Below are 21,226 nucleotides of genomic sequence, written 5' to 3' on the forward strand. Positions count from 1 at the left end.
CAGGTGTGAACTGGAAGTCTCAGTCCGGCCAGGAGCGGACGCAGGGAGGACTTTCCGCAACCGGCCGTTCGATGCGGCACCGATGGCCTTCACGCAGGGGTAGTGAATCCGCCAGGATTGACTCGTGCTGCCCTAGCTCTCACTAGAGGGGCGGCAGCGCATCAAGCGGTGAGCGCACTCCGGCACCGCCCACTTTCAGCACATGCGTGTAAATCATCGTCGTGGAGACGTCGGAATGGCCGAGCAGATCCTGCACGGTTCGAATGTCGTAACCACTACGGAGCAAGGTCGTCGCGAACGAGTGGCGGAGGGTGTGCGGTGTGGCGGGCTTCGCGACACCTGCTTCTTCCACGGCACGTTTGAAGGCGCGCTGAAAGGTCTGGTCATACATATGATGGCGACGCACGACACCGCTCCGTGGGTCGGTCGAATGCGTGTGCTGCGCAAAGACCCAGAACCACGGCCAAGAATGCCCGGCGCGCGGATACTTCCGCTCAAGGGCGTCGGGAAGCGCAACGCCGCTGCGGCCCTCGGCCTGGTCCTTCAGCCACCATGCCCGGGCACGCGCCAGCTGCTCGCGCAGCCTGGGCGCCAAGCTCTCGGGTAACATCAAGGCCCGATCCTTGGAGCCCTTGCCCTCTCGAACGATGATCGTGCCGTGATCGAAATCCAGATCCTTGACCCGCAGTTGCAATCCCTCGCTGATCCGCATGCCCGTTCCATACAGAAGCTGGGCGAACAAACGATGCTCCCCTTCCAGAAAACCGAGGATGCGAACCACCTCATCCGGGGTCAGCACGACCGGCAAGCGCCGCGACGGCCGAGGTCTTCCGATCTCCTGAAGCCAAGGCAGATCCGCGCAAAGCACCTTGCCGTAGAAGAACAGCAAGGCCGCCAATGCCTGCCGATGCGTGGATGCCGAAACCTTACGCTCGTTTGCCAGCCAGGACAGAAATGCCTCGACTTCGCTGCTGCCCAAGGTTGCCGGGTGACGCACTCCGTGGAAACGGATGAAGGCACGAACCCAGTGGACATACGCCTGTTCGGTTCGTAAGCTGTAATGCAAGTCGCGTATGCGCTCACGCAACTGGTCCAGAACCTTGACCGAACGCAGCGGTGGTAACGGTGCAGTGCTGGTTTTCATGGCTTGTTATGACTGTTGTTTTGTACAGTCTATGCCTCGGGCATTCAAGCAGCAAGCGCGTTACGCCGTGGGTCGATGTTTGATGTTATGGAGCAGCAACGATGTTACGCAGCAGGGCAGTCGCCCGAAAACAAAGTTATGCATCTACTAAGCACAGGAGAAATTTATGAAAATCCTTAGTAAGGAAGAGTTCAAAAAGGTCGCAGGGACGCCTCTTTTCCAAAATCGAGACTTCTCGCTTTACGATGGGGCTCCATATGAGTGCGTTTGCGGGGCAACGCATCGCTTTAGTCAATATTCTGGACAACATTTCGCATCCACAGGCGGGAGCGCTAAATTCATGGTTCAGTGCCCAGACAACGAAAATGCGGCAACACTGATTAAAACCAAAAATAAATTTCTGATTTTTTTCGATCGTTTTGTATCCTTAGCTGGATGTATGCAGTGAAAATTGCCCATTTACACATCAACTCATGAGCGGAAAAAGTGGCTAGATTGATAGGAAAAATAATTGGATTGATCATTAATATAATAATGATCCCAGTAGTTATTGTGCTCGCGATTCCAATGGGCCTTTTAAAGGCTAGACGAGCTCAAAAAAGCAGGCTTCTTTTTACTGGTGAAGAACAAGCTCTGTTAGCGAAAGCACAGAGAGCAATCAATATGGAAAATAATGGTCTTCTCTCTCCAGATCGAGACCTGCTTGAGGTGGCAAAATGTATTGAGGATGCAAGATGGGATTATCAAATAATCAAAGGTCGCGAACGATTCGATGCATCATTTTCAGAATTTTTAATGCCTAAAATAGAAGAATGCCATGTAATGGATTGGGACAATGTTATCAGCTATTTTGAGTTGTCCCGTTTTCTCTCTTCCCAGCCTCACCACGAACCACCAAGTGTTCAAGACCTTGTGCGAGCGCTTCAAAACTATATCGCAGGCTATAAAGATGAAAACGGATTTTATCCAAAAAGTATCATGTTAGATCACAATGTTCATATGATGTTTGCTCATGCCGGAATATATCGAAACGGAAGTAATTATTTTGGTGAAACCCAGATGATTCCAGCCGCGAACATCGAGGGTGGAGTGACATGGAAAGCTGTTGACCCTGCTCCAGCTAATAACAAATTTGACGATTTTGATGATGATATTCCGTTTTAAAGAAAGGACAGGATATGAATCCAGCGATTAAAAAGCTTTATCAATTGAAAAATGGAGGAGAGTTGTCTCCCCAAGACTGCCAAGAAATCAATACGGAGCTCTCATTAATAAAAGCTGATGATATCCCTAATGAACAACGGGAAAACGTTGCTGATTACTTGGCCTCTGCACTTAGTTGCCGCTCGGTCCAGCCTACACTTACGCGCCAACTCGATGTGTTACTTCAAGAGCTCCAAGAGAATGCATAACAAGGCGCTGCTGTCGGACAAATTTTCCGCTTCGCTCCAAATTTGCCGCAGAGCGCGGCGTTAGGCCGCAGGGAACGCCCGACCGTGCAAACCGCCCCTGTCGTCGCATCTTTGTCCTCGGAGCAGCGCGAACTCTGGGACAGAGTCTGTGAACTGTGGGCACAGTCGCAAGGCCGCGATCGCACGCTCATCGGGGCGTCCATCCACCCACAGTACGTTGGCTGGGATATGTCAGCTCCATCGCCGCACGGCAAGGAAGCTGCCATCAGTTCTGTTGTCGGTGACGCACCCGAACTAAGAAACTACAGCCTCACCCCGCATAGCCTTCAGGTGTATGACCACGTGGTCGGTGTTGTCCACTACTCGTACCAGGCCACCGTCCAGCCTCGCGGAGCAGCAGCGCTCGCGGTCACCGGCAAATGGACCGAGGTGTACCTCAAGCAGAATAACGCATGGGTAATGGTCGCTGTCAGTGGACGGCCAGACCCTTCGCCACAAGGGCAACCGCCGAATGCTGAACCTGCGGCCTAACCCTTCGTTGCACCCGACCTGCTACAGCGGGCGTCGCCCGCTTCCGCAGGCGGGTGAGCTCAAACGTTGAGCGACAGCTTTCCCTCACGCTCAACGACAGCATCGGGTCGCCTGCTGACGTACGGATGGCAACGCCTTCCTCGGCAAGTCATACTTTGTCAGGGCCTCTCTCGTTGTCCCCAGCCGACGGGGACAGAGTTGTGGGAGTGCTTGTGGATAACTCGTTCAAGCCGTTGAGGCCAAGCCTCATTCGAGCATTGCCCAATTTTTGAGCGGCGGCAGAGGTCGAATGCCGGTCGAGATCGGCGGCCTCGTGGTTGAAGCTGAGCTCGAGAGCGATCAGTCGCCGTTTCGCCACTGGAGGGGCGGGGCAACGAGTCGCGGTGCCTGGCCGTCGCCGATCATTCCGAATCGGACGGCTCCTTGTTCCCACTCGGTCTGTGCCTGCGCGATGTCTTCCTTGCTGAAGCCCACAAAATTCCACCACATCAGCACTGGTTCCTCGAACGGCTCGCCCCCCAGGAACAGCACCCGAGCGCCTGCGGGTAGCGCAAGCTGAAGTTCGCTGCGTCCCTTGCCGAGGTAGGCGAGTTCGTCGGCGCTGATGGTTTCGCCGTCGACCATTGCGTCGCCCACGAGGGGCATCAGGCCGTACTCGAAACCGGGGTCCAGTTGGAGCGTGATGTTGCTGGTGCTGTCGCAGGCGATGTCGATGCCGACCAGCGGGGAGTGGATGCGCGCCGGTGCGGTTCGCTCACCGTAGCGGCCGGCGAGCAGGGTCAGTTCTGCGCTGTCTTCGCGCCAGTGCGGCAGTTCGGCGTAGTGATCGAAGGCGGGCGGGCAATCCTTATGCTCCGGCGGCAGGGCGATCCACAGTTGTGCCGCGTGCAGCTGCTCGCCGTCGTGCAGCGAATCCTCGGTGTGGGCGATGCCATATCCAGCGGTCATCAGATTGACCTGGCCAGGGCGGATGATCTGCTCGTTGCCCAGGCTGTCGCGGTGCAGGACCTCGCCCTCGATCAGCCAGGTGAAGGTCTGCAGGCCGATGTGCGGGTGCGCGCCGACGTGCATGCCCTTGCCGGGCTCGAACCGCACGGGGCCGGCGTGATCGAGGAAGCACCACGCGCCAACCATGCGCTGCTGGCGATTGGGGAGCGCACGGCGCACGAGCATGCCATCGCCGAGGTCGGCGCTGCGCGGTTGGATGCGGACGATCGGATTCATGGTCGGTGTCCTTGATGCTGGGCTTGCGGAGCGCGGCAGAAGATTTTAGCCGCTAAAGTTCTGCGGGCTCGTTGACCGACGCCCGTCGCATGGCGGCCTGCTGCCGACACGGCGCGGGGTCTCATGCAATCCAGTCTAGACGCGATGCCAGCGCATTCCACCTTGCGGCGGCGGGTGTCGAGGCGAGCTCTTCGTGTCCGGCCAGCCAGTCTGAGAGCTCCGCGTCCACGTCGTCGAAGATCCCGAGCGACGCCAACGCCGCCGCAACTGACGCGTCATCCAGGCAGCGCCGAATGGCTCGGTAGGTGCCCTCGCCGTCAATTCCGACGGGAATGATCCGGGCGTTCAGCTCATGCACCAATCGATGCAATGCGACTGCCTTGGCGAGATGCGCAATGGTCAGTGGCTCGTGATAGGCCTCTGCCAGCAGAAGGTCGCCCTCGAACTCGGCCACCAGGACCTCAAGCGTTGGCCATAAGGCGAGTTCAGTCGAGAGGATCGACCTGAGGCCTTGCAGCGGCGCCCACATGGCCTGCCAGAGGTTCGCCGGTCCCATTTCGTGGCGTTCAAACACTTCTGGGTCGATGCGCGACAGCAGCTGCAGTTGCTGTGTCGATAGGGCCTTTTCGCCGTTGAAGCTCGAGCGCCATTTTCCGGATGACTGGGTATTCATCCCGGTAAGTGCGTCGAAGTGAAGCGCGAATTGGTGCGGGTTCGCCACACCAATTTTTCGGGCAAGCGAATTCATTAATGCCGCCGCTCGCATGCGTCCGCGCTTTCGTTCGGTATCAGTCCTTCTTGGTCGTGCCATAGGGAATTTTGTCCTGGTATGAAAATGCCGAATTAATTGCACTCCAATTCTATCTTCGTTTCCACAAGAATCGCTGTATCGATCTCAGTCAACAGAATTCTGATCAATAAAATGCGATCCACGCTGGAAATACTGGAGGAGCGATTCGGGGCTGTGATGACCCTGGAGCAGCTCGCGATCACCCTGAGCCGCAAGCCCGAAGGGCTGCGGATGGCGCTGCTCAATCCGAAGGAGGATTGGGTCCGGGAATTGAACGCGCGAAAGGTCTATCTGGGGCGTCGCATGTACTTCCCTGTCGAGGTTGTCGCTTCCTTGCTGAACGGGGAGCAGGCCGCTCAGGAGAACGGCGGATGAGCGCGTTCCTCGACGAGCTGGCAGAGTGGGTCGCCTCGGCGCAGCGGCGGCGCAAGGAGTCGCTGGTCGCCTTTCTCGCGGTGCGCAGTGATATCGAGGAGGCGATGCGGGCGGGCTATGCGCTCAAGACCGTCTGGGCGCACCTGCGTGAGACCGGGCGAATCGCCTGCCGTTACGAAACTTTCTGCGCCCATGTCCGGCGACACATCAAGCTCGAACGCCCTGGCCAGCGAAATGCACCTCCTGGCGTCAAATTGAAGATGTCCGAACTGGCACCGAACAAACCTTTTGGGCAATTCACTTTCGACCCGAATCCCCGCAAGGAGGAATTGCTTTGATGATCTTCCTCATGCTTTGCAAACTCGTGTTTATTGCGCTACGAGTGCGCTATTCAACCGCTGTAAGCACGCAGTTTTTCGCCATCATTGGCCATTTTCGTGCGTTACGTGATGAGTCACGAGGAAATAGCGCATGCATGGCGCTAAAACCGCATAGGCATCCGCGCAGAAATGGCGTTCAAGAGGCGGGCAGGATGTGTGAAGTAGGCCCACCACAAGCGGTGGTTCCTCCTTCACTGGTCCTCTTTCGCGCCGAGGGCGCTCAACGGACATCCTGCCCTGCGGGGCTTCCGGCTGCCGCCGTCTTGGAGCTACGCCATGGATGAGGCGGTGACGACCAGGAAGAGCGGCACACCGATCAAGGTGTATTGCCTGCCCGAGGAGAAAGCCTTGATCGCCGCGAATGCCCGGAACGCGGGCATGAGTGTCGCGCGCTTTCTGCGCGAAGTCGGGCAGGGCTACCGGGTCCATGGAATCGTCGATTACGAGCGGGTGCGCGAGCTGGCCCGAATCAACGGCGACCTCGGGCGTCTTGGGGGGCTCCTCAAGCTATGGCTGACTGACGACCGCCGCACTGCCCATTTCGGAGAGGCCACCATCCGCGCGCTGTTAGCGCGTATCGAGGCGACTCAGGATCAGATGGGGGCGGTTATGCACGCCATCGTCAGCCACCGACGCTGATTTTTTAGCCGCTAAAAATGTGAGGACGTGAAATGCGCAAGACGAAACCCGTCGTTCTGACTGCCTTGGTCGTATCGATGACGCTTGGGGTACTGCCGCCGGTGCAGGCTGGCATTCCGGTGATCGATAGCACCAACTTGTCTCAGAACGTGATGACTGCGATCGAGAGCGTCGCCCAGACGCTGAAGCAGATCGAGCAATACCGGACACAGCTGCAGCAGTACGAGAACCAGTTGCAGAACACCATGGCGCCGGCGGCCTACATCTGGGATCAGGCGCAGACCACCATCAATGGACTGATGGCCGCCGTTGATACGCTTAACTACTACAAAACCCACCTCGGCAGCGTGGATGCCTATCTTGGCAAGTTTCAGGACGTGGCCTACTACCGCGGCTCGCCATGCTTCTCGGCAAGCGGCTGCAGCGCTGCAGAGTGGGCAGCGATGGATGACAACCGCCGCCTCGCCTCCGAATCTCAGAAGCGGGCGAACGATGCACTCTTTCACGGCCTGGAGCTTCAGCAGCAAGCACTCAAGACCGACGCCCGAACGCTGGAGCAGCTCCAGCGTCGCGCAGAGGGGGCCCGCGGACAGATGGAGGCGATCCAGTTCGCCAACCAGCTTGCCAGCCAGCAGGCCAATCAACTGCTGCAGATCCGCGGCCTGTTGATCGCCCAACAGAACGCCGTGGCCACCCGTGCGCAGAGCGAGGCTGATCTTGCGGCGCGGCAGCAGGCGGCTCACCTGGCTTCGACCGAGCGGCGCGGGCCGGGCGCTCTTCCCAGCAGCCCGATGCGCTGGTGAGGAGGTGGTCATGAACATCGTCGCAATCGGTGTGCTTTTCGGCGGCCTGCTGGTCGGCTGCGCGCCCACTCCGGAGCCGATGCCAGAAGTGACTGCCGAGAATTGCCGCCCCGAGCGGATCCAGCAGATCAGGGACGAGGCCACGCGCAGGGAATTCGGTAGCCGTTGCTCGCGCCTGCCGATCGGCCCCGACACCCTTCCGACTAACCCCAAGAGGTGGTGACGACCATGAAGATCAACCGTTCAACGGCGTTCGTCGTCGCCGTACTGATGCTTTTATCGGGCAGCGCCTTCGCGCAGCTCTCGTTTCATGATCCGGCAACCAACCGCGGTATCCTGGACCAGGTCGTCACCGAGTTCGCTGCGCGGGCATCCGGCTGGCAGACGGTGGTGATGAATGCAGCAACCTGGCTGTTCTGGACGCTGGGCACCATCTCGCTCGCCTGGACGGGCGGCATGCTCATCCTGCGCAAGGCCGACATCGGCGAGTTCTTCGCCGAGTTCGCCCGCTTCATCCTGTTCTTCGGCTTCTACCTTTGGCTGCTGCGCAATGGCCCGGCAATTGCGGACGCCATCATCGGCTCGATGCGCCAGATCGGCGAATCCGCAATTGGCGTGTCCGGCCTGTCGCCCTCGGGGGTCGTCGATGTCGGCTTCATGATCTGGAAGCAGGCGGTGACGAACCTCTCTGCCTGGCAGCCCATCGACAGTTTCGTGGGCGTGGTGCTGAGTGCCGGCATCCTGTTGCTGCTGGCAGTCGTTGCGGTGAACATGCTGCTGCTCTTCGTGTCGGGCTGGATTCTGATGTACGCCGGCATCTTCTTCCTTGGCTTCGGCGGATCGCGCTGGACCTCGGAGATGGCGCTCAGCTACTTCCGCACGGTGCTGGCTGTTGCGGTGCAGCTCTTCGTGATGACCCTCTTGCTCGGTATCGGTCACGACCTGCTGTCGAGCTTCTACGCCAAGATGAACAAGGGGGCGCTCAACTTCGAGGAACTCGGCGTCATGCTGGTCTTCTGTCTCGCACTGCTCCTGCTCATCACCCGTGTGCCGCCACTGGTGGCGGGCATCATCACGGGTGGTGGGGTGGCTGCGGCTGGAGGCGTTGGCAACTTCAGCGCGGGAGCTGTTGCCGGGGCTGCCATGGGGGCAGCGGGCATGGCGGCTACGGCGGCGGGAATGGCCGGTGCGGCCGTGATGAGTGGTGCGCAGAACATCGCGGGGGGCGTGTCGGCGGTGAAGGCGGCATTCGACAAGGCTCAGGCGGGGATCGACAGTGGCGGTGGCCAGATGCCCAGCCTGGGACAGACAACCTCCGGCGGTGGGCGAGCTGCGGCGGGGGAGGCTAGCGGCTCCGCCTTTGCACAAGCCGCAGGCTTCGGCGGATCGTCATCGGCCGGTGCAGGCGCTGGGCTTGCGAGAGCCGCAGCGCTCGCCAAAGGCACTGCGGCCAACCTGGCCACCGGGGCGGGGGGCGTGATCAAGGAAAAGGCGGTGAAGCTGGCTTCCGACTTCAAGGAGGGGGCTGATCAGAGCTTGCCGGGCAAAGTGGCGTCGGCGATTCGAGGCTGTGGGGCAGACAACAGCGTCCAGTTCGACGGCAACAGCCTGACGGGGACGGAGCTAAATGACGAGGTGGCAACCTTCGTGAACAAGTCGCAGGGGGCTGTGTAGCGTGTTGTATGTTGTAGCGTATTACATACAACTACAACGGCGAGCGCGCTGGTCCGCGTGGGTGTGCGATTTTAGCGGCTAAAGAAAGGCGGTCACGGTGTCGGCCCGCATCCGGGTGAGATGATCTGACGAGGTGTTTGACTCTTGAGGGGCGGGGCTGGATGCCTCAATTGGCTCGATACCGGCGCTGATTGCCAGCAGCCGCGCCGATAGCGGGGCGCCCCTCATCAGTCAAACTGCGCCCCTCAAGTGTCAAAGTCCGACGCCCGCCAGCCTCGCGCCGTCGAGCATGACGGTTGCCACTTATCGCCCGCAGCCCAAGCGCCACATTGCATCCTTGACCCGTCGGCGGTCTTCCCGGAGCTGCTCCATACGCCATGAGGTGCCGCCGCGTCGCCCTTCAGCGTCGATGCGCTTGATCTGCTTCTCGAACTGTTCGCACTGGCACTCGTTCCCCTTGGAGTCGGGTGGCGTTCTTTCGATGAGGCCAACAGGCTTGGTGCTGGATTGGCGGGTCGGTGGCGCGTACTGCGCCGCGGGCACGGGCGGGGGCGATACGACGCTGACCGTTCCGCCCGAAACGGCGGCCTGCTTCGTTCCACCCGGGCAAGGTTCTGCCTGGTAGAGGACGCCGCCCGGTCCCTGGCAGCGGTAGAGACCGTTTGCCGGCGGCGTTGCTTCCCGCGTTAAGGCTGTGGCGTTGTCCCTTGTGGGCGAGTCGAACCTCGACCCTGCTTCCGGCGTGCTCTTGCTTGGGGCTGCGCTCTCCTTCACCGGGGCTTGGCGCTGCGCGTCCCACCACAGCAGACCTCCGACGCCGCAGCCCACTAACACCGTCAGTGTGAGCGCCAGCATGTTGTTCTTCATCTTCATGACATTTCTCAAAAGCATTCCTGCGTAACTATATCCATCACGGATTAATTGCTCCGTGACCTCCGGTACGGTGCTGACATTGACACTTGAGGGGCGACCCGCCTTGGGGCTAAGCCCTCTGCTCAGGCGGACGCGTCTGGCGCTTGGCGATCTCGGCGACCAGGAACGGCTTGGCTTCGACTGGAAAGAGCCAGTTCTTGTGGGCACGCTGCCACCGCCCCCCGAAGTCTCGGCACCAGGTTTTCACCACTTCGTTGAACTGCGCGTCGTATGGGCTCCAGAGCGCTACGCCGAATGGGAAGTCGATCAGATCCACGATGCGGTTGTCAGGCCAGTAGCGTGTTCTTGACGGCTTTGCCTTCGGCAGAGGCTGAAGGGGCGTTGGGAATGGCATCGCTTCCGCGACTGCGCGCGCTTGCTCGGTCGCCGTCTCGATCAGTGCCCGCTGCTCGGGGCAGAACAGCCAGCGCTTGGCCTCAGTGCCATGAACCACGATCTCCTCAAGGGCTCCCCAGTCCCAGGATTCGCGATCAAAGCGCCGAAGATCGATCTCGATGGACGGATTGCCGAGCCCACGCAGAACCGCCAGCTTTTCCTGATCCACGAAGTGGGTCACGCCGACCTCGATCAAATAGGACGCCGCGCCGGCCGTACCCACGACGTCCGGTATCACTGCGCCGAGATTCACCTCGGTCCTGACGGTCGTGAAGTCGATCCAGGTTTCCGGGATTGAGGCCTCCCCGGTGCCGTGGCGCCCGTCCGGCAGCGTGACCGAGCGCTTCACTGACAAGCCCGGCAAGGTGATGCCGCCCGCGCGCTCGATGGCGGCCTTCGCCGCCAGATGCAGCGCGCTTTCGGCGCCGCCTTCGCAGTCGGCGCCGCTTGCATGGGCGAAGTGCCAGATCCGCACGTCCCCCTGCCGTGCAATGAGAGCTCGGAGGCAGGACGGGCAGGTGCATCCGCACGCCTGTCCGCGTTCAACCTCGTTCACCGAGACGACCCGGCCGTCCTTGGCAATGGCAAATGATTGCAGCAGACTCGTGGCTTCCATGTCGATTGCTCCTTCGTTGATGACAGTGACGAGTCGAATTACCGCGCAGACCGCTTTGCCAGAACACCCGGACAACGGGGTTGAAAGGGGGTTTGTGGATACGCAAGCCATTGTTTTGGCAGCGAAGCGGCTTGATGAGCTTGCGGCGGGTTGGCGCGAGTCGCGTCTGCTCAACGTTGCGGTACTGAGGGCGCTGTTGTTGCTGACGCGCCGCGAGCCTGAGCGGGCCGACAGCGGATTCGATGCCATGGAGGTCGCCGAGGCGGTCGGCACGGTGATCGGCAGGGCGTGGGTGGTTGGCGCGGATTGGGACGATGCTGCCGACAAGGTTCGCCAGCATTGGCTCAACCTGGTATCCAAAACCTGGCCCACGAAAGAGGAGGGGGTCCGGCAGCACTTTCAGCAACTTGGATTGGACTTCGTTCCCGAGCTGTCGCGAGAGGAGGGCGGCGGTCAGGGCAACCCGACGCGGTACAGGTTCCGGCTCGTGACGCTGCCGATGGCCGCGGTTGGTGAAGGGCAGGATTCAGCCTCAACGTCAGCCGCCGAACAGCCAGCGCAGTTTTCCGTCGCTGGTGGCGACGAGCGCGTCAGTTACATCTGCGAGGACGTGGAGGACGCCTCGTGGTTGGCGAGGAGCTTCGCCGAAGGCTTCTTTTTGTCGGGCTGGCGACGGCACGCGCTTCGCAGCGTGTTCATCGTTGGCATTCTTGCCGTCTGGCTTTCCGTTCTTCTGGTCGCACTGATGATGATTGCCAAGCGACCTCTGACCGAGAGCATGAATGCAGTGATTGCTGCCGCGGTCTTTGGATATGCGTTTTGGAGCACGCTCGGCACGCTTCTGATGCTGCATCAGTGGCGTATCGCGTTAGCACCGTGGTGGATGCAGTCCGTTGACGATGACCGCCTCGTGGAGTGGCGCTGCCCGCCGCGTCATACCGACAAATCCATCAAGGCCGTCCGCTACACGGCGAAGTGCCCTCTGTGTGGCGGCAAGGTCGTCGCGCGTTCAGGAGGCTTCATGCTGCCCTGGAAGCTCGTCGGGCGCTGTGAGGAGGCGCCAGCGGCGCATGTCTTCTCCTTCGACCACGTACGGCGCGAGGGTGTCCGGAAAATGTGACGCACGCGTCGCAAAACGATACGGACATGGCTTGAGCGCTCCGTAGCGAGGTCATCCGTCGCCTATCTGCGATAATCCAGCCCAGTTTTCCACCTGCGAGTACGCGCCTTGCATCAACCCAGCATCACGCTCGCCCAGCTCGAATCGCACCTCTGGGAGTCGGCCAACATCCTCCGCGGGCCGGTCGACGCGGCCGACTTCAAGACCTACATCTTTCCGCTGCTCTTCTTCAAGCGCATCTGCGACGTCTGGGACGAGGAATACCAGGAGATCGTCGACGAGACCGGCGACGAGCAGCTCGCGTGGTTCCCCGAGTCGCACCGGTTCCAGATCCCCGACGATTGCCACTGGAACGACGTACGCGCCAAGGCGGCCAACGTCGGCGCGGCGCTTCAGCACGCGATGCGCGAGATCGAGAAGGCCAACCCCGACACGCTCTATGGCGTGTTCGGCGATGCCCAGTGGTCGAACAAGGAGCGCCTGTCCGATGCGCTGCTCAAGGACCTCATCGAGCACTTCTCGAAGTTGCCGCTCGGCAACCGCAACGTCACGTCCGACCTGCTCGGCGACGCTTACGAATACCTGATCAAGAAGTTCGCCGACGCCACCAACAAGAAGGCCGGCGAGTTCTATACGCCGCGCAGCGTGGTGCGGCTGATGATCGACATGCTCGACCCGCGCGAAGGTGAGGCCATCTACGACCCCGCCTGCGGCACCGGCGGCATGCTGCTGGCCGCGGTGCAGCACGTGCAGGAGATGCACGGCGACGTGAAGCGCCTGTGGGGCAAGCTCTACGGGCAGGAGAAAAACCTCACCACCTCGTCCATCGCGCGGATGAACCTCTTCCTGCACGGCATCGAGGACTTCAAGATCGTGCGCGGCGACACGCTGCGCAACCCGGCCTTCTTCGACGGCGATCGCCTGTCCGCCTTCGACTGCGTCATTGCCAACCCGCCGTTCTCGTTGGAGAAGTGGGGCGAGGATCTGTGGCTCAACGACCCCTTCGGCCGCAACTTCGCCGGCCTGCCGCCTTCGTCGAGCGGCGACTTCGCCTGGGTGCAGCACATGGTCAAGTCCATGGCGGACGGCACCGGCCGCATGGCGGTCGTGCTGCCGCAAGGCGCGCTGTTTCGCAAAGGGGCCGAGGGAGGAATCCGCCAGAAGCTGCTCGAGCTCGACCTCATCGAAGCGGTGATCGGTCTGGCGCCCAACCTGTTCTACGGCACCGGTCTGGCCGCGTGCATCCTGGTGCTGCGCAAGAAGAAGCCGGCCGCGCGCCGGCGCAAGGTGTTGGTCGCCGACGCCTCGCGTCTGTTCCGGCGGGGCAGGGCGCAGAACTATCTCGAGGCCGAGCACGCCGCGCAGATCCTCGGCTGGTATCGCGACTTCCAGGACGTGCAGGACGCCGTGCGGGTCGTCGCGCTCGACGAGATTGAGGCCGAGGACTGGACACTCAACATCTCGCGCTACGTGCTGCCGCCGCTGCAGGAAGACATCCCGCCGCTGCCCGAGGCGATCGCCGCCTTCAAGGACGCGCTCCAGCGCTGCCGCGAGGCCGAAGAGCGCCTCGCTCAGGTCATGGCCGAAGGGGGCTGGCTGAAATGAGCAAGCGCATCACCCAGCAAGAACTCGAAAGCTACCTCTGGGGCGCAGCCGTGCTGCTGCGCGGGCTGATCGACGCCGGCGACTACAAGCAGTTCATCTTCCCGCTGCTTTTCTTCAAGCGCGCCTCCGACGTCTGGGACGAGGAATACGAGGCCGCGATGGCCGAGTCCGATGGCGACCTGTCCTACGCGCAGTTCGCCGAGAACCATCGCTTCCAGATCCCCGCGGGCGCGCACTGGAACGACGTGCGCCAGACGCCGCGCAACGTCGGCGCCGCCATTCAGCAGGCGATGCGGGCGATCGAGTCTGCCAACCCGGACCTGCTCGACGGCATTTTCGGCGACGCGCCGTGGACCAATCGCGAGCGCCTGCCCGACGAAACGCTCAAGAACCTCATCGAGCATTTCTCCACGCAGACCCTCTCGGTCGCCAACGTGCCCGAGGACGAGCTCGGCAACGCCTACGAATACCTCATCAAGAAGTTCGCCGACGATTCCGGCCACACCGCGGCCGAGTTCTATACCAACCGCACCGTCGTCCACCTGATGACGCAGCTCCTCGCCCCGCAGGCGGGCGAGTCCATCTACGACCCCACCTGCGGCACCGGCGGCATGCTGATCTCGGCGCTGGACGAGGTGAAGCGCTCGGGCGGCGAATACCGCACGCTCAAGCTCTACGGCCAGGAGCGCAACCTCATCACCTCGTCGATCGCGCGCATGAACCTCTTCCTGCACGGCGTCGAGGACTTCCAGATCATCCGCGGCGACACCCTCGCCGAGCCGCGCCACATCGAAGGCGACCGGCTGCGCCGCTTCGACGTCATCCTCGCCAACCCGCCGTACTCAATCAAACAATGGGACCGTGAGGCTTGGACGCAGGACAAGTGGGGCCGCAACTTCCTCGGCACCCCGCCGCAGGGGCGGGCTGACTACGCCTTCCAGCAGCACATCCTCGCCAGCCTGTCCGACCGCGGCCGCTGCGCTATCCTGTGGCCGCACGGCGTGCTGTTCCGCAACGAGGAACAGGCCATGCGCAGCAAGATGATCGAGCAGGACTGGGTGGAGGCGGTCGTCGGCCTCGGCCCCAACCTGTTCTACAACTCTCCCATGGAGTCCTGCATCCTGATCTGCAACCGACGCAAACCGGCCGAACGCCAGGGCAGGGTGCTGTTCATCGACGCGGTGGGCGAGGTCACGCGCGAGCGCGCGCAGAGCTTCCTCAAGCCCGAACACCAGCAGCGCATCCTCGGAGCCTTCAAGGCCTTCGCCGATGCGCCCGGCTTTGCCCGGGTGGCGACGCTGGCCGAGCTGCACAAGAACGCCGGCAACCTGTCGATTCCGCTGTACGTGAAACGCCAGTCGGCTATTGCCGCCGGTGCGACTGGCGGCGACCAGCCGGCCAGCCTCGCCGAGGCCTGGGGCGCCTGGCAGGAAAGCGGGCGGGCGTTCTGGCAGCAGATGGATGCGCTGGTGGAGACGCTCGACGGGCTCGGCGTGGCGAAGGAGGTAAGAGATGCGTAGCGCGCAGGAACTGCTCGACGAACTCAATGCCAGCGACGAGTCGCCGCGCATCGAGGCCAAGCGTGCGCGGGAAATCGGCAAGTCGGTGCTGGAGACCGTCATCGCCTTTGCCAACGAGCCCGGCATGGACGGCGGCTACTTGCTGCTAGGTGTCGATTGGTCGATCAACGACAAGGGCGACACCGTTTATCGCCCCGAGGGCGTGCCCGACCCCGACAAGCTGCAGCGGGACCTGGCCTCGCAATGCGCGAGCATGCTCAGTTTTCCATTGCGTCCGGAGATCAGCGTCGAACGCATCGACGGCAAGACCCTGGTCGTGGTGTATGTGGCCGAGGTCGACAGCGGACACAAGCCGGTCTATCTCAAGGCCACCGGTCTGCCGCGAGGAGCGTTTCGCCGCATCGGGTCGACCGACCAACGCTGCACGGATGAGGATCTGTGGGTACTGCGCGGCGACACCCGCCCGCAGAAGGGGCCGGACCAGAGCATTCTCACCGATGCACGACTGGACGATTTCGACCCCGCCGCGCTGGCCGAATACCGCCGCGTGCGCAGCCGCCTGAACGCCAGCGCCGAGGAGCTCGCCTACAGCGACGACGATCTGCTCGAGGCGCTCGGCGCGGTGCGTCGCGTCGATGGCGAGCCGCGCCCCACGCTTGCCGGCATCCTGCTGTTCGGCAAACCGATGGCGCTGCGCCGCATGCTGCCGATGGTCAAGATCGACTACATCCGCGTGCCTGGCATCGAGTGGATGGAAGACCCGCACGAGCGCTTCCAGTCCATCGAGATCCGCAAGCCGCTGCTGCTGGCGCTGCCCCTGGCCGAAGCCAGCATCATCGACGAACTGCCCAAGGGTTTTCATCTGCCCGAGGGCGAACTGCACAGCGTCCAGGAGCCGATCGTCCCGCGCAAGGTGATCCGCGAGGCACTGGCCAATGCGGTGATGCACCGCAGCTACACGCAGCACAGCCCGATCCAGATCATCCGCTACAGCAACCGCATCGAGATCCGCAACGTCGGTCACTCGCTCAAGCCCGTGGCCGAGCTCGGCATTCCAGGCTCCCGGCTGCGCAACCCCACCCTGGCCGCCGTGCTCCACGACCTGAACCTGGCCGAAGCCAAAGGCACCGGCATCCGCAGCATGCGCCGGCTGGCCGCCGAGGCCGGGCTGACGCTGCCCGAGTTTTACTCCAGCCGCGAGTCGGACGAGTTCCGCGTCACGCTCTTCCTGCACAACCTGCTCACGGAGGACGATCACGCCTGGCTGCGTTCATTGACCACTGAGGCGCTCGACTCGGACGAGGTCAAGGTGCTGATCTACGCGCGGGCCACGGGGGCCGTGGATAACACCGCATGTCGGGACTTCACCGGCTTGGACACGCTCAGCGCCAGTCGCGCGCTTCGGCGGTTGCGGGACAGGGGGCTGTTGGTAAAACAGGGGGCAGGCAGTCGCACGCACTACGCGCTGGTGAGGCCTTCGGGAGGCGGCATGGATGTGAGGGGGCAGGTTCGTTTGCCGCTCGAGACGCCTGCAGACGGACATGAATCCCCATATGGGGTTGGCGCGAATCCCCATATGCTTGGGGCTCAAACCCCATATGGTTTGCATGAGGGGATTCCAGAGGAACTGCTGCTTCGACTTCAGCGTGCAGGCAAGAAACCTCGTCAGGCCGTGCTTCGAGACCTGATTCAAGATCTTTGCCGCCTGCGACCTTTCACCGCAAATGAGCTGAGCGCACTGCTCGGTGGGCGTGATGCTGGTGAATTGAAACGGCTACACCTCAAACCGATGCGTAACGCCGGCATCCTGACGCTCCTTTTCCCGGAAAGTGAGAAGCATCCACACCAGGCGTATCTGGTTGCGGACCAAGACAAGAAGGAAAACGCTCGTGACGCTTGATATGGCGGCCCCCCTTAAATCCGGCTGGCGGCGAGTGAAGTTTGGCGACGTGGTGCGCCTGTCCAAGGCGCGCAGCCAGAACCCGCTGGCAGACGGGCTCGAGCGCTATGTCGGCCTGGAGCATCTGGAGCCGGGTGACCTGCGCATTCGTAGCTGGGGCAATGTCGCGGACGGCACAACCTTCACCAACCGCTTCGAGCCCGGTCAGGTGCTGTTCGGCAAGCGCCGCGCGTATCAGCGCAAGGTGGCGGTGGCCGATTTCGCCGGCGTGTGCTCGGGCGACATCTACGTGCTGGAGAGCAAGGACGCGGACGTCCTGCTGCCGGAGTTGCTGCCGTTCATCTGCCAGACGGATGCGTTCTTTGAGCATGCGGTCGGGACGTCGGCGGGGTCGTTGAGTCCGAGGACGAACTGGACGAGCTTGGCGGATTTCGTCCTTTTGCTGCCGCCAATGCTTCGGCAGAAAGAGCTAATCAAGCTATGTCGGGCTGCGTACGAGTGTGTTCAGTCGATCGAACAAGCGTGCCAGGCATTCGGAAGTGTCATTCAGGCACAAAAGGACGTCTTGGGCGACGGCGCCTCCCTCTTGAAAGCAAAGGAGTATCTGCTCAGTGCTCTGTTGGTTCGATCTCCAGAGAGTGGCTGTAGTGCGCCCCCGAAAGATGCGAGCACAGGTCACTTCGTTCTGGGTCTCGCATCGCTATCGCGTCGCGGATACGTATCGGGAGACTTCAAGGCTGTGGAACCGAGTAGCAAAATGCTCGCCGCAAGGCTTACTCCCGGCGACCTCCTGATATCTCGATCGAATACAGCAGATCGCGTCGGATACGTAGGGATCTTCACGGACGAACGAAATGACATCTCTTTCCCCGACACAATGATGCGGTTGAAGTCGAACCCTTCCCTGATCGATCCTCGCTACCTCGAAGCATTGCTGCAAGCGACTCCGGCACGCGAATATCTCATGAGGATTGCTGCAGGAACGAGCGCGAGCATGAAGAAGATCAATCGCGCCAATCTGCTCAATATGCCACTCAGGGTGCCCCCGCTTGAGGATCAGCGAGTGTTTCTGTCAACTCTGGATACGTTCAGGAAAGCCATGAGTGGACAGTTGGAGCGACTCGAAACGGCGCGTAGTTTTGCGAGAAAAGCCGCCGCAATGGCGCTGGACGGAGGTTAGATGTTCACTGAATCCAACACCGTAGAAGCCTACCTGTCCGATCTTCTGGCTGGCGTCGGCAATCCCCTCGCTAACAAGGCCGAAGAGCCCTCTGCCAACTACCTCCGCAAGCCAAGGGGTACCGGTTGGCACTTCGCAGCCCCCGCCGACATCCCCCGTCAGCCCCACGAACTCCTCGTCGAACCCTGGCTGCGCGACGCCCTGATCCGGCTCAACCCCGAGATCGCCGCCCGGCCCGATCTGGCCGACGAAGTCCTCTACAAGCTGCGCGCCATCGTGCTGTCGGTGCGTTCCGACGGCCTGATCCGCGCCAACGAGGAAATGGCCGCCTGGATGCGCGGCGAGCGCTCGATGCCCTTCGGGCCGAACAACGCGCATGTGGCGGTACGGCTGATCGACTTCGACGACCCGGCGCGCAACGACTTCGTCCTCACTAGGCAATTCACCTTCCGTGCGGGCCCCGCGGAGCGCCGGGCCGATCTGGTGCTGCTGGTCAATGGCTTGCCGCTGGTGCTGATCGAGGCCAAGACGCCGGTGAAGAAGTGCATCAGTTGGGTCGACGGCGCGCTGCAGGTGCATGAGGACTACGAGAAGTTCGTCCCCGAGCTGTTCGTCTGCAACGTGTTCTCGGTGGCGACCGAGGGCAAGGCGTTCCGCTATGGCTCGATCGGCCTGCCGGTGAAGGACTGGGGGCCGTGGAACCTGGATGGCGGGGCGGGCGATACGCGCGGCCAAACGCATCCGCTGAAGTCGCTGCGGCAGTCGGTGGAGAGCATGCTGCGTCCGCAGGTGGTGCTCGACATCCTCGCCAGCTTCACGCTGTTCGCCACCGACAAGAAGAAGCGCCGCATCAAGATCATCTGCCGCTACCAGCAATACGAGGCGGCCAACAAGATCGTCGAGCGCGTGCTGGCGGGCCAGCCGAAGAAGGGTCTGATCTGGCACTTCCAGGGCTCGGGCAAGTCGCTGCTGATGGTGTTCGCGGCGCAGAAGCTGCGCATGCACCCGCGGCTGAAGAACCCCACGGTGCTGATCGTGGTGGATCGCATCGACCTCGACACCCAGATCACCGGCACCTTCACCGGCGCCGACATCCCCAACCTGGAAAAGGCCGACAGCCGAGAGAAGCTGCAGCAACTGCTGGCGCAGGACGTGCGCAAGATCATCATCACGACGATCTTCAAGTTCGGCGAGACGCCAAACGGGAAAGCCGGGGCGCTGAACGAGCGCAGCAACATCATCGCCCCGGTCGACGAGGCGCACCGAACCCAGGAAGGCGACCTCGGCCGCAAGATGCGCGAGGCACTGCCCAACGCCTTCCTGTTCGGGCTCACCGGCACGCCGATCAACCGCGCCGACCGCAACACCTTCTACGCCTTCGGCGCCGACGAGGATGAGAAGGGCTACCTGAGCCGCTACGGCTTCGAGGAGTCGATCCGCGACGGTGCCACGCTGCGGCTGCACTTCGAGCCGCGGCTGGTGGACCTGCACATTGACAAGGCGGCGATCGACGAGGCCTACAAGGACCTGACCGGCGGCCTGTCCGACCTCGACCGCGACAACCTCGCCAAGACCGCCGCCAAGATGGCGGTGCTGGTGAAGACGCCCGAGCGCATCCGCCGCATCTGCGAGGACATCGTCCAGCACTACCAGAGCAAGGTCGAGCCCAACGGCTTCAAGGGCCAGATCGTGACTTTCGATCGCGAGTCCTGCCTGCTGTTCAAGGCCGAGCTCGACAAGCGGCTGCCCGCCGAGGCGACCGACATCGTCATGTCGGTGCAGCCGGGCGATCGCAAGGAACGCCCCGAATACGCCCGCTACGACCGCAGCCGCGACGAGGAAGAGCGCCTGCTCGACCGCTTCCGCGACCCGGCCGACCCGCTCAAGCTGATCATCGTCACCGCCAAGCTGCTCACCGGCTTCGACGCTCCCATCCTGCAGGCGATGTACCTCGACAAGCCGCTGCGTGACCACACGCTGCTGCAGGCGATCTGCCGGGTGAACCGCACCTATTCCGAGCAGAAGACCCACGGCCTCATCGTCGACTACCTGGGCATCTTCGACGACGTGGCCGCCGCCCTGGAGTTCGACGACCAGAGCGTGAAGCAGGTCATCAGCAACATCCAGGAGCTGAAGGACAAGCTGCCCGAGGCGATGCAGAAATGCCTCGCCTTCTTACCCGGCGTCGACCGCAGCCAGCAAGGCTACGAAGGCCTGATCGCTGCCCAGCAGTGCCTGCCGAACAACGACATCCGCGACGCCTTTGCCGCGGAATACAGCGTGCTCGCGCGCATCTGGGAAGCGCTGTCGCCCGACCCGCTGCTCGGCCATTACGAGACCGATTACAAGTGGCTGTCGCAGATCTACCAGTCGGTACAGCCCTCGAGCGGCCACGGCAAGCTGATCTGGCATTCGCTCGGCGCCAAGACCATCGAGCTGATCCACCAGAACGTGCATGTCGACACCATCCGCGACGACCTCGACACCCTGGTGCTCGACGCCGATTTGCTCGAAGCGGTGCTGTCGAACCCCGACCCGAAGAAGGCGAAGGAAATCGAGATCAAGCTCAAGCGCCGGCTGCGCAAGCACCAGGGCAATCCGAAGTTCAAAGATCTGTCCGAACGGCTGGATGCACTGAAGGAGCGCTTCGAATCCGGCCAGATCAACAGCGTCGACTTCCTCAAGCAGCTGCTGCAGATCGCCAAGGAAACCCTGCAGGCCGAAAGGGAGACCCCGCCCGAGGAAGACGAGGATCGTGGCAAGGCCGCGCTGACCGCGCTATTCAACGAGGTGAAGACCCCCGAGACCCCGATCATTGTCGAGCGCGTGGTGGCGGACATCGACGAGATCGTGCGCCTGGTGCGCTTCCCGGGATGGCAGGGGACGCAGGCGGGCGAGCGGGAAGTGAAGAAGGCGCTGAGAAAGGCCTTGTTCAAGTACAAGCTGCACGCGGACGAGGAGCTGTTCGAGAAGGCGTTCAGTTACATCCGGCAGTATTACTGAGC

Annotated in this window: 21 protein-coding genes; 16 read left to right on the forward strand and 5 right to left on the reverse strand. The window is 61.9% G+C overall.

All coding sequences use genetic code 11. The features are described 5' to 3' along the window. Positions 1–142 precede the first annotated feature (142 nt). A complete protein-coding gene (locus tag BB334_RS17090; protein ID WP_068809717.1) occupies positions 143–1,144 on the reverse strand; it encodes an integron integrase in 1,002 nt (333 codons plus the stop codon). A 166-nt stretch (positions 1,145–1,310) separates the two neighbouring features. Here BB334_RS17090 and BB334_RS18295 point away from each other — a divergent pair, with 166 nt between their 5' ends. The 4 genes from BB334_RS18295 (at position 1,311) to BB334_RS18945 (ending at position 3,087) form a co-directional block, all read left to right on the forward strand. Further along, positions 1,311–1,592, forward strand: coding sequence for a hypothetical protein (locus tag BB334_RS18295; protein WP_158014433.1), 282 nt, complete (start codon positions 1,311–1,313; stop codon positions 1,590–1,592). Between the two features lie 38 nt (positions 1,593–1,630). Next, positions 1,631–2,308, forward strand: coding sequence for a hypothetical protein (locus BB334_RS18300; protein ID WP_158014434.1), 678 nt, complete (start codon positions 1,631–1,633; stop codon positions 2,306–2,308). 14 nt (positions 2,309–2,322) lie between these two features. After that, positions 2,323–2,556 (forward strand): hypothetical protein, encoded by a 234-nt coding sequence (locus BB334_RS18305; RefSeq protein ID WP_158014435.1) that lies wholly within the window; start codon positions 2,323–2,325, stop codon positions 2,554–2,556. An 84-nt stretch (positions 2,557–2,640) separates the two neighbouring features. Then, positions 2,641–3,087, forward strand: coding sequence for a DUF4440 domain-containing protein (locus tag BB334_RS18945; protein WP_083200487.1), 447 nt, complete (start codon positions 2,641–2,643; stop codon positions 3,085–3,087). Between the two features lie 339 nt (positions 3,088–3,426). Here the strand turns inward: BB334_RS18945 and BB334_RS17095 are convergent, their stop codons facing one another. Together BB334_RS17095 and BB334_RS17100 are read right to left on the reverse strand one after the other, a co-directional pair. After that, positions 3,427–4,311: a pirin family protein gene (locus BB334_RS17095; protein WP_068809718.1), complete on the reverse strand. Its 885-nt coding sequence runs from the start codon at positions 4,309–4,311 to the stop codon at positions 3,427–3,429. A gap of 121 nt (positions 4,312–4,432) precedes the next feature. Then, positions 4,433–5,059, reverse strand: coding sequence for a hypothetical protein (locus BB334_RS17100; RefSeq protein WP_198531287.1), 627 nt, complete (start codon positions 5,057–5,059; stop codon positions 4,433–4,435). 174 nt (positions 5,060–5,233) lie between these two features. Between BB334_RS17100 and BB334_RS17105 the strand changes: the two genes are divergently transcribed. From BB334_RS17105 to trbL, 6 genes are all read left to right on the forward strand, one after another. Then, the gene (locus tag BB334_RS17105; RefSeq protein WP_068809720.1) at positions 5,234–5,476 is read left to right on the forward strand and encodes a hypothetical protein; all 243 of its coding nucleotides are present in this window, start codon (positions 5,234–5,236) and stop codon (positions 5,474–5,476) included. After that, complete coding sequence (locus tag BB334_RS17110; protein ID WP_068809721.1) at positions 5,473–5,814, forward strand: TraK family protein; 342 nt, start codon at positions 5,473–5,475, stop codon at positions 5,812–5,814. Before BB334_RS17105 ends, BB334_RS17110 begins: the two co-directional genes overlap by 4 nt. Before the next feature lie 318 nt (positions 5,815–6,132). Then, on the forward strand, positions 6,133–6,495 hold the full coding sequence (gene traJ, locus BB334_RS17115) for a conjugal transfer transcriptional regulator TraJ (RefSeq protein WP_068809722.1): 363 nt from the start codon (positions 6,133–6,135) through the stop codon (positions 6,493–6,495). Positions 6,496–6,527: 32 nt separating this feature from the next. Then, positions 6,528–7,298: a P-type conjugative transfer protein TrbJ gene (gene trbJ, locus BB334_RS17120; RefSeq protein ID WP_068809723.1), complete on the forward strand. Its 771-nt coding sequence runs from the start codon at positions 6,528–6,530 to the stop codon at positions 7,296–7,298. Between the two features lie 10 nt (positions 7,299–7,308). Further along, positions 7,309–7,521, forward strand: coding sequence for an entry exclusion lipoprotein TrbK (trbK, locus tag BB334_RS17125; protein ID WP_068809724.1), 213 nt, complete (start codon positions 7,309–7,311; stop codon positions 7,519–7,521). Between the two features lie 5 nt (positions 7,522–7,526). Beyond that, entirely contained in the window at positions 7,527–8,972 is a 1,446-nt protein-coding gene (gene trbL, locus BB334_RS17130; protein WP_068809739.1) for a P-type conjugative transfer protein TrbL, read from the forward strand. A gap of 303 nt (positions 8,973–9,275) precedes the next feature. On the opposite strand, the gene BB334_RS18310 is transcribed toward trbL, so the two are convergent. Both BB334_RS18310 and BB334_RS17140 read right to left on the reverse strand, forming a co-directional pair. Further along, positions 9,276–9,845: a hypothetical protein gene (locus BB334_RS18310; protein ID WP_158014436.1), complete on the reverse strand. Its 570-nt coding sequence runs from the start codon at positions 9,843–9,845 to the stop codon at positions 9,276–9,278. A 109-nt stretch (positions 9,846–9,954) separates the two neighbouring features. Further along, positions 9,955–10,896: a competence protein CoiA family protein gene (locus BB334_RS17140; protein ID WP_068809726.1), complete on the reverse strand. Its 942-nt coding sequence runs from the start codon at positions 10,894–10,896 to the stop codon at positions 9,955–9,957. Here BB334_RS17140 and BB334_RS17145 point away from each other — a divergent pair. The 6 genes from BB334_RS17145 to BB334_RS17170 all read left to right on the forward strand — a co-directional run bounded on the left by BB334_RS17145 (position 10,895) and on the right by BB334_RS17170 (position 21,224). Next, positions 10,895–12,016, forward strand: coding sequence for a hypothetical protein (locus tag BB334_RS17145; protein ID WP_068809727.1), 1,122 nt, complete (start codon positions 10,895–10,897; stop codon positions 12,014–12,016). The two genes, BB334_RS17140 and BB334_RS17145, sit on opposite strands and share 2 nt — an antisense overlap. Positions 12,017–12,124: 108 nt before the next feature. Continuing rightward, positions 12,125–13,621, forward strand: a complete 1,497-nt coding sequence (locus BB334_RS17150; RefSeq protein WP_068809728.1) for a type I restriction-modification system subunit M — start codon at positions 12,125–12,127, stop codon at positions 13,619–13,621. Beyond that, a complete protein-coding gene (locus BB334_RS17155) occupies positions 13,618–15,141 on the forward strand; it encodes a type I restriction-modification system subunit M (protein ID WP_068809729.1) in 1,524 nt (507 codons plus the stop codon). The genes BB334_RS17150 and BB334_RS17155 overlap by 4 nt, the downstream gene beginning before the upstream one ends. Continuing rightward, positions 15,134–17,041, forward strand: coding sequence for an ATP-binding protein (locus BB334_RS17160; protein WP_068809730.1), 1,908 nt, complete (start codon positions 15,134–15,136; stop codon positions 17,039–17,041). Before BB334_RS17155 ends, BB334_RS17160 begins: the two co-directional genes overlap by 8 nt. Beyond that, positions 17,031–18,221: a restriction endonuclease subunit S domain-containing protein gene (locus tag BB334_RS17165; RefSeq protein ID WP_232756774.1), complete on the forward strand. Its 1,191-nt coding sequence runs from the start codon at positions 17,031–17,033 to the stop codon at positions 18,219–18,221. The genes BB334_RS17160 and BB334_RS17165 overlap by 11 nt, the downstream gene beginning before the upstream one ends. Continuing rightward, a complete protein-coding gene (locus tag BB334_RS17170) occupies positions 18,222–21,224 on the forward strand; it encodes a type I restriction endonuclease subunit R (protein WP_068809732.1) in 3,003 nt (1,000 codons plus the stop codon). The last annotated feature ends 2 nt before the right edge of the window (positions 21,225–21,226 follow it).

This window comes from Thauera phenolivorans (assembly GCF_001696715.1).
Classification (GTDB): Bacteria; Pseudomonadota; Gammaproteobacteria; order Burkholderiales; family Rhodocyclaceae; genus Thauera; species Thauera phenolivorans.